General features: G+C 36.9%; 13 protein-coding genes. 7 read left to right on the top strand and 6 right to left on the bottom strand.

What is annotated here, in order from left to right:
* Window positions 1–212 precede the first annotated feature (212 nt).
* Window positions 213–1,142: a 4-hydroxy-3-methylbut-2-enyl diphosphate reductase gene (gene ispH, locus DM84_RS01610; protein WP_250777951.1), complete on the bottom strand. Its 930-nt coding sequence runs from the start codon at window positions 1,140–1,142 to the stop codon at window positions 213–215.
* Window positions 1,143–1,219: 77 nt separating this feature from the next.
* Between ispH and DM84_RS01605 the strand changes: the two genes are divergently transcribed.
* Window positions 1,220–2,716, top strand: a complete 1,497-nt coding sequence (locus DM84_RS01605) for a peptidoglycan D,D-transpeptidase FtsI family protein (protein WP_250777949.1) — start codon at window positions 1,220–1,222, stop codon at window positions 2,714–2,716.
* Between the two features lie 3 nt (window positions 2,717–2,719).
* Here DM84_RS01605 and DM84_RS01600 read toward each other — a convergent pair whose 3' ends face one another.
* Window positions 2,720–3,067, bottom strand: a complete 348-nt coding sequence (locus tag DM84_RS01600; RefSeq protein WP_250777947.1) for a hypothetical protein — start codon at window positions 3,065–3,067, stop codon at window positions 2,720–2,722.
* Between the two features lie 829 nt (window positions 3,068–3,896).
* A complete protein-coding gene (gene hemE / locus DM84_RS01595; protein ID WP_284706105.1) occupies window positions 3,897–4,937 on the bottom strand; it encodes a uroporphyrinogen decarboxylase in 1,041 nt (346 codons plus the stop codon).
* 381 nt (window positions 4,938–5,318) lie between these two features.
* Between hemE and DM84_RS01590 the strand changes: the two genes are divergently transcribed.
* Window positions 5,319–6,134, top strand: coding sequence for a transporter associated domain-containing protein (locus DM84_RS01590; protein ID WP_250777945.1), 816 nt, complete (start codon window positions 5,319–5,321; stop codon window positions 6,132–6,134).
* Between the two features lie 301 nt (window positions 6,135–6,435).
* Here DM84_RS01590 and DM84_RS01585 read toward each other — a convergent pair whose 3' ends face one another.
* Window positions 6,436–6,765, bottom strand: coding sequence for a histidine phosphotransferase family protein (locus tag DM84_RS01585; RefSeq protein ID WP_250777943.1), 330 nt, complete (start codon window positions 6,763–6,765; stop codon window positions 6,436–6,438).
* 29 nt (window positions 6,766–6,794) lie between these two features.
* On the bottom strand, window positions 6,795–7,079 hold the full coding sequence (locus DM84_RS01580) for a hypothetical protein (RefSeq protein WP_250777941.1): 285 nt from the start codon (window positions 7,077–7,079) through the stop codon (window positions 6,795–6,797).
* A 133-nt stretch (window positions 7,080–7,212) separates the two neighbouring features.
* Between DM84_RS01580 and purM the strand changes: the two genes are divergently transcribed.
* The gene (gene purM / locus DM84_RS01575; RefSeq protein WP_250777939.1) at window positions 7,213–8,250 is read left to right on the top strand and encodes a phosphoribosylformylglycinamidine cyclo-ligase; all 1,038 of its coding nucleotides are present in this window, start codon (window positions 7,213–7,215) and stop codon (window positions 8,248–8,250) included.
* On the opposite strand, the gene purC is transcribed toward purM, so the two are convergent.
* Window positions 8,251–8,973: a phosphoribosylaminoimidazolesuccinocarboxamide synthase gene (purC, locus tag DM84_RS01570; RefSeq protein ID WP_250777937.1), complete on the bottom strand. Its 723-nt coding sequence runs from the start codon at window positions 8,971–8,973 to the stop codon at window positions 8,251–8,253.
* 69 nt (window positions 8,974–9,042) lie between these two features.
* Between purC and trmD the strand changes: the two genes are divergently transcribed.
* The 4 genes from trmD (at window position 9,043) to DM84_RS01550 (ending at window position 12,239) form a co-directional block, all read left to right on the top strand.
* Window positions 9,043–9,750: a tRNA (guanosine(37)-N1)-methyltransferase TrmD gene (gene trmD / locus DM84_RS01565; protein WP_250777936.1), complete on the top strand. Its 708-nt coding sequence runs from the start codon at window positions 9,043–9,045 to the stop codon at window positions 9,748–9,750.
* Window positions 9,734–10,117, top strand: coding sequence for a 50S ribosomal protein L19 (gene rplS / locus DM84_RS01560; protein ID WP_250777934.1), 384 nt, complete (start codon window positions 9,734–9,736; stop codon window positions 10,115–10,117). Before trmD ends, rplS begins: the two co-directional genes overlap by 17 nt.
* A 61-nt stretch (window positions 10,118–10,178) precedes the next feature.
* Entirely contained in the window at window positions 10,179–11,429 is a 1,251-nt protein-coding gene (pstA, locus tag DM84_RS01555; protein WP_250777931.1) for a phosphate ABC transporter permease PstA, read from the top strand.
* Between the two features lie 3 nt (window positions 11,430–11,432).
* The gene (locus DM84_RS01550) at window positions 11,433–12,239 is read left to right on the top strand and encodes a phosphoribosylformylglycinamidine synthase subunit PurQ (RefSeq protein WP_250777929.1); all 807 of its coding nucleotides are present in this window, start codon (window positions 11,433–11,435) and stop codon (window positions 12,237–12,239) included.
* Window positions 12,240–12,420: the final 181 nt, after the last annotated feature.

Here is a 12,420-nt window from a genome sequence, read left to right as displayed (position 1 = left end):
AAGTTTTCTTGTCATTTTAACCTGTACAGATTGGGAAGTTAAACAAATAGCTTCACTATTATGATAGGAGTAACGGCGAAAGTTGTCAAGTAGTTTTTTTCGTTTTTATCGGATGACGTTATAGCTTTTTTCCACTGTCGTCTACCAGCTTTCTGTGTAGTGGGAATTGATATCAATAATACCAAAATAAAGGCTAGTGGACTAGTTTTGTTTTAAACCAAATTCGGTACTTTAAACTGAACGTTTTCAGTAACACCACCTGGCATAACTGAAACTTTTATGTTCATGTGTGTTTTTAGGTAGTCTATTAGCCCATCAACCAATATATCAGGAGCAGAAGCACCTGCGGTGATTCCTATCTTTTCCACACCCTGCAGCCAGCTTTTGTTCACACAGTTGTAATTATCAATCAAATAGGCTCTCTTCCCTCTAGCGATGCATAGATCCAATAAGCGATTTGAATTCGAACTATTTTTACTTCCTACAATTAACACTATGTCTACGACTTCAGCTAGTTTTTTAACAGCATTCTGCCTGTTTTGTGTTGCGTAGCATATATCTTTTAAATTAGGACCTGTGATGCTTGGAAACCTAAGCTTTAGAGCAGCGATAATTTCGCTGGTATCGTCGACGCTTAGCGTAGTTTGCGTAACATAAGACAAATTGCCTGGATCTTTAACTTTTAAATTGCGTACATCTTCTACGGTTTGCACTAAAGTGATAGGATCGTCCACTCTTCCTCTAATTCCCTTAACTTCTGGGTGATTTTCGTGCCCAATCAGAATTAATTCTCTACCGCTGTCCTCATACCTTTTCGCTTCTTTATGTACTTTACTGACCAGAGAGCATGTTGCATCAATCACTTGAATACCCTTTCTTTTTGCCTCTTCTTCAATGCTTTTTGACACTCCATGTGCACTGAAAATCAATATTCCCCCATTATCTTCAATGTCCTCAATACTGCTTACAAAAACCACGCCTTGTTTCCTAAAGTCTTCTACTATATATTTGTTGTGAACGATTTCGTGCAGCACATAAACTTGGCGCTTGTTCTTGTATTTTTCTAAAGTGATAGCCAATATGTCTACAGCTCTTTTGACTCCTGCGCAAAAACCGCGTGGTTCAGCTAAGATAATTTCCATTTTTTTCAAGTCAAATAAATATGCAAGCGTTACTGAGAAATAAGCTCCGCTCACTATGTTTTATAGTACCATTGTTTATGTTTTATATAATAATTATTTTTCGTATGTTCTCTTTAACATTTGATCAGCTTGCTGCTTCAGAAGACTTAAAAAAAAGTAATATAGCACATAGACAGCCTGATATTTTGGATAGAAATGGGGTGATGATAGCAACAAATGTGCCAACAACATCACTGTATATAGATTCAACCAGAGTAAAGAATCCAGAAAGTATAGCAGCACAGTTGTGCTCTATTTTGGATGACCTTGAATACGAAGATTTATATAAAATACTTACCTCGAAAAAGAAATTTGCTTGGATAAAGCGGCATTTAACTCCGCGAGAGTTATTAGCAATAAAAAACGCCGGCGTGCCAGGAGTAAACTTTTATGGTGATGTAAAGCGCATATACCCTCACAATAATTTGTTTGCACACGTGCTTGGCTACACCGACATAGATGGCAAAGGCATTGCCGGAGTTGAGGCATACATAAGTAACCAGCATCATGACACTACCAGTAGACACGTTCAACTATCCTTAGATACGCGAGTACAAAGCATAGTACATCAGGAACTCACTAAAGCCGTGAGCAGATATCAGGCGCTTGGTGGAGCAGGAATTGTTTTAAGTGTAAAAGATAGTGAAGTCATTTCGATAGTCAGTCTGCCCGACTTTAATTCTAACCTGCAGAGTAAGGCAAAAGATATACAAAAGTTTAATCGCGCCAGTCTTGGAGTGTACGAGATGGGATCGGTGATAAAATTCTTTACAATAGCAGCAGCGCTCGATGCGAATGTTGTAAAAACTGATGATTTATATGACATATCAAAGCCAATCACCATTGGGAAATATGAAATTCAGGATTTTCATGAGTTCAAAATTCCAAAAGTTACTGTGCGAGATATATTTGTAAAATCGTCCAACATTGGTGCAGCAAAAATTGCAGCCAAACTAGGTATTGAGAAACAGGTAGAGTATTTTAAGGCTATGAAGCTATTCTCTCCTTTGAGAATAGAAGTGCCAGAAAAATCCATACCGATAGTTCCGGATAAATGGAGTGAAAGCACTTTAATAACAGCGTCTTACGGTTATGGAATAGCTATAACCCCTATGCATATTGCACAAACTGCAGCCGCACTAGTCAACGATGGGATATTTCATAACGCAACTTTGATATTGAACAAAAAAGGTATAGGGGAGCAGATTGTTGCAGAAAGCACTTCCAGAGAGGTAAGAAAATTGTTACGTGCAGCAGTAACAGATGGAACGGGAAGGAGAGCTAACATAAAAGCATATGCGATAGGAGGTAAAACTGGATCAGCAGAAAAAGTTGTAAATGGTAAATATGACAAAGATGCAAACATAGCATCGTTTTTAGGAGTGCTGACTACGCTTGACCCAAGATATATAGTACTGATTGTTATTGATGAACCTCAGGGCCGGTATCACACCGGAGGAATAACCGCTGCACCTGTGGCCAAGAGCATTATAAGTAAAATAGCACCTATACTGAACGTTACACCTGAGATGTAGAAACTAATATTTCTTTATCAAGAGTTTAAGCTTATGATCTTGATTGTTTCCATCAATGCAAAGAAGCCCATCTTTTGTTATGTTACAATTTTTAGGAGAGATATCAAAATCGATTTTTTTGCCACTTCTATCTACACTAAGGCAAATTCTCGGCTCCAAATAGCTAATTATACTAGCCTCAAACTCTTTCGCTACCTTACCGTCCGGAGAAACCAAGTTAAACTTCCAGATAGCGCTTGGATCGATATTTCCTGTGTAACTACCGCACTCATCACCTGCGCAGTATGAACTCTCAATTATGTAACCTCCACTGGGAATATCTATAAGAAAACCCCACAAATCATCTGACATACGAAATACCTTAATATTTACTGTTTATAAAAAACTATAATACTTTTTAAGTATACTAGTTATGATACGCTTAAAGATATAAAGTTTCAACAGTTAATTGTGTAAAAAGTCTGCTTATACCAATTTCCACTCTTACTACACAAAAAGCGGATGGACAACAGTGAAAAAAGCTATAACATCATCCAACAAAAACAAAAAAACTACTTGACAACCCTCGCCGTTACCCTTATAATGATACTGAAGCTATTTATCTTCGCAATCTGTGCAGGTTAATGACAAAAAGCTTAGGGTATTTGGCGTCTCATGTTTAAATTTTTGCACTATGTGCACCTTATGTCTTTATTAATTTTACCTAGACTTCTAGGTTTTTGCCTATACAAGCTGAAACGCGCTTATAAGTCACTTAAGACAATATAGAACGTCAAATAGAACAAGGGAGAATTTGAATACTAGCTGCTCTGGGTTTCTTTTGCTTTTTTCGCTTGGTAAATTTCTTAAATATTTATTGCTAAAGTAGTATCCAGGACCCTATTGGATGACAAAAAAAGGAGGCACTGGAATGACAGAAAAAGGACTACTTGGATGACATTATAGGAACTGGGGTGACAAGAAAGGGCTACACATACTGTAATTACCGTTGAATGGTGAAGAGACACAAACCGCAGAGAGAGCCATGGAAAGCATGCTACTTTTAATCTATGTAAAATTACCAAGGATTATGAAGAAGATACACCGTTTTGGTTTGTATGAAAATTATTGTTGACTTACGTACAATTAGAGAACTAAAAATAATTACCTTTTTCTGCTTACGTGCAAGAGACCTATTACATTAGTAGCTCTTCACTAAGTCTACTAATGCAGCGATATTTTCAACTGGAGTATCAGGAAGCACTCCATGTCCAAGATTAAATATGAAAGGTAAATCCCTAAAGCAATCTATTATACGCTTCGCTTCTTCAATTGCTTTAGCTTTGTTGCATGCCAAAAGACTAGGATTGAGGTTTCCTTGCAGAGGAACTTTCAGGTTTTCTTTTGCCCATTCTATTGGAATGTCATAATCTATACTCACTGCTGATACACCCGTTTGGTCACAGTAATCCTTATAGAAACTTCCGGCAGATCTTGGAAAGCCTATTATCGGAAAACCTGGGAACCTATTCCTTATCGCTAAGGTAATCTTCTCTGTCGGCTCAATAACATATTTCTTAAATAGCTCTTTCGACAACGCTCCGGCATTACTGTCAAACAACTGTATAACATCTGCTCCAAACTCTATTTGCTTAATCAGATAGACGATCGTTGCCTCCGTTATCCGCTTGATTACCCTTTCCAAGCTTGAGGGACAGAAGTTCAGCACTTTAGAAAAAGTTTTACTGCTTCCACCTTCTATGATGTACGAAGCAACTGTCCACGGACCTCCAGCAAACCCTATGAGAGACTTTTCCTCTGGCAAACAACCTCGTACTTCCTTTATAGCGTTTAGAATTGGCAGGGCCTTAGTTTCAATTTCTTGTGGACTTCCCAGCTCTTTAAAATCTTCCACGGGCCTTATCACTGGACCTACGCCGCGCATGAAGTTCACATTACAGCCCAGAGCATCAGCCACTATTAAAATGTCAGAGAAGATTATTGCTGCATCCATGTCAAATCTTGCAATTGGTTGCAGTGTTAGCTCTACCACCAAATCTGTGCTATAACACATCTCTATAAAATTATTTGCGTTTTTTACCGCCCTGCGGTACTCAGGGAGAGATCTGCCTGCCTGGCGCATCAGCCAAATTGGTGTCTCCTTACCCTGTCTGCCCTCACTTATGGTCCTTGCTACTATTGTTTTACTGTTTCCTGGTTTAATTAAACTGTCTTCTTTCATATAGTAAAGTATAACAGTAGTAATAGTTTTATCAATGGTCTGTTATTAACTTAAAATTCTATGAAGATTCTTATTGTCTGACTTGTGGATAAGTATGTTAGTAACTTTCATATGTTATTGATTTTCTGTAGTAACTTATGTGTATAAGTGGAATGTTCAGATTGTTAGTAATTTTCCCTTATGGAAAAGGTTTTCCCGTTGTGTGCTGTTATATAATTATGTGTACACCAGTGAAAAAGTTGTTGATCAATTGTTAGTATCCAGTATCAACAGATAATCCACAAATTAATTTGACATTATTCACATGCTTATTAAACATTTAACAACAGTTTTCTTGGTAAACCTGATTCAAAAATATTTTTACCATTAGTAGGAAGCAAGTTGAGTAAAAAAGGAACTTTTATAAAACGAGTAGCGTACAGAATTTTTCTGTTTCTTTTCAAAAGGGCTCGTATGCTGAGGGAGTGCGCAACTGAAGCACTAATGAAGGATTTACCGGATCTTAATATATTCAATGGTCTAATAAAATTCCATGACTGCAATATAACTGATGTGATGACTCCACGTACAGAAATATATGCAGTGGACATTGAATCGAGTAGGTATGAGGTAATGAAGAAAATAAAAAATATTCGTCACACTAAGGTGTTAATTTATAAAAATGATTTTGATAATGTGATAGGTTTTTTCTATGTAAAAGATGTTATCCTAAGCGAAGACGAAGGTTTTAGCCTAAGGGAACTTGCACAAAACGTAATATTCGTACCACCCTCAATGAAGACTACCAGCCTTTTCGTTAAGATGAAATCTTCCAGATCGTATTTGGCTGTTGTGCTGGATGAATATGGTGGAACTGATGGCTTAATTTCAGTAACTGATCTTGTGGAAGAATTGGTGTCAAATATTAACAGTGGAAGTGAACCTTCTGAGTATGCAATTGTAAAGTTATCTCAGAGTAGGTTTGAGATATCAGCTAGGACTCTGATAAAGGACATAGAGGAAAATCTAAAAATAGAATTACGCAGCCCCGAGGAGGATTATGCCACACTTGGTGGGTTAATTCTTTCAGTTGCTGGCAAGGTACCCTCTGTAGGTGAAGTTGTTAAGTACAAAAATGGTGTGAAATTCGTTGTTAAGAATGCAAGTGAGAGATATATTGATAAGGTAATATTAGACTTGAGTGATTACAGAAACTAGATCTCTTGCATAGCCTACTTTCTGATTTTGCGTCAAAACTTGCTTACGCTTCTTAAGTATTCTGCGGTGCTCATCTGCGTTTCTCCTGAAAATTCCCTACCATAAATTGGTTATGAAAGAGATCTATTGATATTCCTCGTGAGGAAGTGTTTTGCCTTTAGGTAAAGAGGTCTACAATATTTATATGCATAGCGCGATACGTACTTTAGATAAGTGCGCTTAGCCCAGATCCAAGGTGCTGTGGAAAGTTTCAATTTTCGCGTTAACGCTTGTAGATGCTTTTACAAAGTGTGGAATCGCTTTAAGTCAAAGTTAAGCCTATTTCCAACAAGTTGTTTTCACAAGTACAGTGTATTTTAGCATTGTAGTGCTCCAGCAGTAAGTAGGTCATGTAGATGCTAATATCTTTTGTATTTAGGTTGTCATCTCTTTTCTTGCTTAATTTCTCCACTAATGATTTACTTAGGGGCCTGTGTTCACTCGAAACTTGCATAGTTAATAGAGTTTTGTCTTTCTCCTGGCTTAATAAAACAGACATCCGTTCAACTTCTGCTACTGCGCTGGCTATGGTTATTACCATATTGGAAATTATTTTGTTTATCTTTTCAATTAAACTTACTTTGCATTTCACAAAATATGCATCTGTTTTCCACGTGAGTTTTATTTTTTTTTTAGTAGATAGTTCTCGATATTCAGCTTGGTTCGGTCAAAGCTGCGGTTATCTGCTGAAGAAGAGTATGCCTGTTTCATAACTTTGTGTTTGTGCATTAAATCATCAGAACTTTCCCTAAGCAATGACAATGCTTCCTTCCACGAGCCAGCGTCGTTCTTGTCGCTTGCCTCAAGCTCTTCTAAGGCAAACATTATCCCATTCATAGAGTTAGCAAAGTCATGAAGTAGTCGTCCTGATAGTAGCTCTGTTATCAACAACACGTTTTTGCTCATTAGACAATTGTAAATGATTTAGGTTAACCTATATCGGTAGACATATGATAGTCAATTGAGAGAAAGTTTCGTTGTACTTTTTGTGCCAGGTTATTAATATAGCATTAATAATCGTAAAATTTGTGTAAAGATTATGAGTACTTATGCTAAATCAGGAGTAGATCTTAAGCTGTATAATAAGCTAATAAAAGAGGTCAACCTTATAGTTGGGAAAACTAAAAAAAAGGAAGAGGTTATTAGCGAAGAAGGTTCATTTTCCGCGCTGTTCGATTTTTCTGCGCTGAGTAAAAAATATGACCACCCAGTACTTGTTTCTTCAACTGACGGGGTGGGTACAAAGCTGTTGATAGCTCAAGAAGTAAACAAACATGATACTATAGGCGTAGATCTAGTTGCAATGTGTGTGAATGATTTGCTTGCGCAAGGAGCAACACCTTTATTTTTCCTTGATTATTTCGCAACAGGTACTTTAAGTAAAGGTGTTTTATTATCCGTAGTTCAGGGTATTGCAGAAGGATGTAAACAGACCAATATGGCATTAGTTGGTGGAGAAACCGCAGAGATGCCTGGAATGTATAGTAATAATCACTATGACCTTGCAGGATTTGTGGTTGGAGTGGTCGATAAAAGTAAGATCCTTCCAAAATGCAACGCTATGAGAGAAGGTGACTGTATAGTTGGCTTAGAGTCAAGTGGAATTCACTCAAATGGGTTTTCTTTGGTGCGACATATTTTTAAAAGTTTAGGCATAAATTATAATGATTTATCTCCATGGAATAATAAAACCTGGGGTGAAATACTACTCGAACCAACAAAAATATACGTTGATTCTTTATTGCCTATTATGTCGCAGGTAAAGGGTATTGCACACATCACAGGTGGTGGCTTGGTAGATAATGTTCCACGGGTTCTCCCAGAAGTTTTGTTTGCCGACATAGACATTGGTTCTTGGGAATGGCCAGATATATTTTTGTGGTTGATAAAAGAGGGTAAAGTAGAGAAGAGGGAAATGTTAAGAACATTCAATTGTGGTATTGGTATGGTATTGATTGTAGATCCTGAAAATATGCAAAGTGTAAAAAATCATTTCCAAAAACGTGGAGAAAAAATTGAAATTATAGGAAAGCTTCATAAGAAGTGTAAACCACCACCTAATGAAGTAGCGCCTTAGTTAAACTAACTTTACTGACAACCTTTCTGCAACTTCTAAATATGCTTCCTTTAGGTTTCCTAAACTTAAACGGAAGACATCTTTATCTAGTTTTTTGTGAGTACTATTATCCCATAAACTGCAATTGTCGGGGCTGATCTCATCAGCTAGGATGATCTTTGTTCTATCGCTCATTAACCTGCCAAATTCTAATTTGAGGTCAACTAAATCTATTCCTGCATTTAAAAATAAGTCAATTAGAATTGTATTGATTTTTGAGGTTGTAGTTTTAACCTCTTCCATTTCTTCACGAGATAACCAGCCAAAATATAGTACATGGTTTTCATTTACCATTGGATCAGCCAGATTGTCATCTTTATAGAAAAATTCGATTATAGGAGATGTAAGCTTCTCGCCTTCTTTTACGTTAAAACGTTTGCAAAAACTACCGGCTGCGGTATTTCTCACTACTATTTCAAGAGGTATAATCTCTAGTTTTTTAACTAGCTGCTCTCTTTCATTCAGAGTTTTTATAAAGTGCGTGCCAATTCCTGCTTTCTCAAGTTTTTCCATGATAAAAGCGCTAATGAAGTTGTTGATTATTCCCTTACCCTCAATAACTTCATATTTTTCTTTATTGAAAGCTGTGACGTCATCTTTAAAGTGCTGTATAACAGTTAACGGATCTTTAGCTTTAATAATAGATTTTGCTTTACCTTCGTATATTATTTTGTCTGGCAACATATTTGATTTAACTATATATTGTAGATATTACATCAATTCACTGCCTAAGTTTACTATAAATTTGCAAAGATGTTCAATGTTACAATATTAACCATATTCCCAGAGATGTTTCCTGGATTTTTGAACTATTCCCTTGCTGGAAAAGCGTTAGAAAAGAAAATATGGAATCTTGAAGTGGTAAATATTCGTTCCTTTGCTAAAGATAAACACTCAACGGTAGACGATGTTTCATATGGAGGCGGAGCAGGAATGATTATGCGCCCTGATGTTACTGGTAATGCAATTGATAGTGTGCTTACCGCTCATAAGGATACTAAATTTATTTATGTGACTCCATCTGGCGCGAGATTTAATCAAAGCATTGCAAAAGAGCTGATAGGATTCACTCATATAACAATATTGTGTGGTCGATTTGAGGGTATTGACCAAAGAGTAGTTGATGAGTATACTCCTTATGAGTTAAGTATCGGAGATTATGTACTTTCAGGAGGCGAGCCGGCTGCGATGGTAGTTCTTGACGCATGTGTTAGGCTTCTTCCTGGTGTAGTGAGTAATTCTGATAATATTGCTGAAGAAAGTTTTAGTTATGGTGGTGGTATGCTTGAGTACCCTCAATATACTAAGCCTAAGCAGTGGAGAGAACATAAAGTGCCTGAGGTTCTGTTATCTGGTAATCACAAAAAAATAAGTGATTGGAGGCGGGAACAGTCTCAAGCTATAACAAAAAGGCGCAGACCTGAATTATTAGATGGAGATATAAATGACAAATTTACTTGAAAAGTTCAATAAGCAACAAATGCAAGTGTTAGCTAAAGAATTGCCAGAGTTTCGTCCTGGTGATGATTTGAAGGTCACTTTTAAAGTGGTTGACGGTGCAAGCGAACGTGTGCAAATATTTGAAGGTGTGTGTATATCAAAAAGAAATCGTGGATTACATTCTTCTTTTGCGGTTAGAAAAGTGAGTCATGGAGAAAGTATAGTATCACAATTTTTTGTTTATTCTCCTGCGTTAGTTTCAGTGCAAGTGACAAGAAGGGGGAAAGTTCGTAGAGCGAAATTGTACTACTTATGTAAGCTATTTGGAAAAGCTGCAAGAATAAAAGAGCGTACTACTTACAAAAGCGGTAAGTCTAAACAGCTTTAATGAAAAACAGTGTTGCTTCAGTTCTTAATACGCTGAGGCAATGGGAAGAAACTAGAAATAGATGAGCATAAAGACAAGATTCCTCAAACTGCTTCAGTCCAGGCGCGTACATGCTCGCATAAGAAGAAAAAACAAAAGGAATAAAACATTGTATTTCTGTTCTCTTGCAACATTAGTTGTTTCACTTGGTTGCCCTATATGCATATTGTTGAGCATATTAATTAACTCTTATAGCGCATTAACAATAACGAAGATTTTGTTACCGGTTGAGATAACTGCTGATTTTGCTTTGGCAGATAATCCTAGTGATTTACGATATAAGTCCATTGACTTACTTAATAATTCTCTACGTAAAGTGTTTAAAGGGACCGATTTCAGGAGTAATGACGAGATTTTAAGTCGTAATTCTTACAAGGAGCTAGAGAATTTTTTTCGTGGGAAAGTGGAGCACAGTGGTGAGTATGAAATCTGGTTTACTGCGTCAAGTATAATCAATTCAATAAACAAAGATAGATATTTCAATGGTCATTATGCTGAACTGCTTAGTTGGCTAAAAGAAAAAGGGAGGGTGAAAAAGTTCTTTAATAAGTCTTTATTTCTTAAATCTGATTCTCGTGAACCTGAAAATGCAGGGATTTTAGGAGCATTCATCGGCTCATTAATGACGATTATGGTATGTCTAGCTTTAGCATTACCAATAGGAATTATGTCAGGCATCTATCTTCACGAATTTATGCCCAAGAACAGTATAATAACTAGCATTGTAGAGGTTAGTATAAATAATCTTGCTGCAGTGCCTTCGATAATATTTGGTGTAGTAGGTTTAACTCTCTACCTTGGTATATTTGGTTTACCTCGTTCTTCGCCACTTGTTGGTGGAATGACTCTTTCATTTATGATGTTACCTAACATTATAATTGCAACAAAAAATGCTTTCGCGAATGTTCCTATTACAATAAAAGATGCAGCTTTTGCTCTTGGAGCGCCTCACATCAAGGTAATATTGGATCACTCTCTACCGATTGCATTACCGAGAATAATACATGGCGCTGTGCTTGCAGTTGCAAGAGTTTTGGGTGAGTCCTCTCCTTTACTTATGATAGGTATGGTAGCATTTATAGCTGACACACCAGCATCCTTTTTCGACCCAGCAACTGTTTTGCCTGTACAAATATACATATGGTCAAGTAGTCCTGAGATTGCATTTGTTGAGCTTGCTGCTATTGCAATTATAGCTTTGTTGATAATGTTGTTCGCTCTAAATTTAGTAGCAAATTTTGTAAAAAGAAAATTCGAGTTTTTTAATTTTTAATTCATGAAAATTATTGTTTTATCTGGTTATGGCTTGAACTGTGAGAAGGAAACTGCATTTGCATTTATAGAATGTAGTAGAAAACTTGGTATCAACAATGTAGAAGTGAAGATCGCTCATATTAATGAGATCATAGATAATCCAGGTGAACTAAAATCGAGTAATATGCTAGCAATTCCAGGAGGTTTTTCCTACGGTGATGATACTGGTGCTGGTAATGCGTTTGCTTTGCGTATAAAAAACAATTTGTTGGATGAGTTTCAAGATTTTTTATCTCAGGATAAGCTTGTTATAGGAATATGTAATGGTTGTCAGGTGTTAGTGAAGTTAATTCCAGAATTCTCTAATCTGGCTTTAATACGCAATGATGTAAGTAATTATCAATGCCGTTGGATTAGAGTGAAAGTTAGCCCACAAAGTAATTCTATTTGGCTGCAGGACCTAAATGAGCTGTATCTTCCTATTGCTCATGGAGAAGGCAAGTTTTTTATGGATCAGAGTGTTTTGGATCAATTGATTGAAAATAATTCCGTTGCACTGCGTTACGTTGATGAAGAAGGTAACTACGCCAACTTGCAGTTTCCTTGCAATCCAAACGGATCTACGTACGATCTAGCAGCCTTATCAGATAAAAGTGGTAGAGTATTGGCTTTAATGCCCCACCCAGAGAGAGGAATATTTTTCACTCAGCAGGACAACTGGCCGCTTGAAAAAGAGAAATGCAAGCGCTTAGGTACCGCTATGCCAAAATATGGCGATGGAATGCTTATATTTGAAAATGCACTGAAATATTTTGCGCAAGCGTTGTAATACAACACAATTTTACATAGTAAACGATATCAATAGAAACGAAAAAAACTGTTTGGTAGAAGTCGTAGTCCTATCTCCCTTGCTTGAGTTTTATTTTTATGACTCCCCCACAAGAACCGTACTTGCGTAGAGTAGGCAGCCAGCGAGTTAGTCCATTCAGCACTTTTCCAACAGCCTCTCC

Source organism: Wolbachia pipientis (assembly GCF_023661085.1).
In the GTDB taxonomy this organism is placed as follows: Bacteria; Pseudomonadota; Alphaproteobacteria; order Rickettsiales; family Anaplasmataceae; genus Wolbachia.
This window is presented reverse-complemented; position numbering and strand designations above follow the sequence as displayed.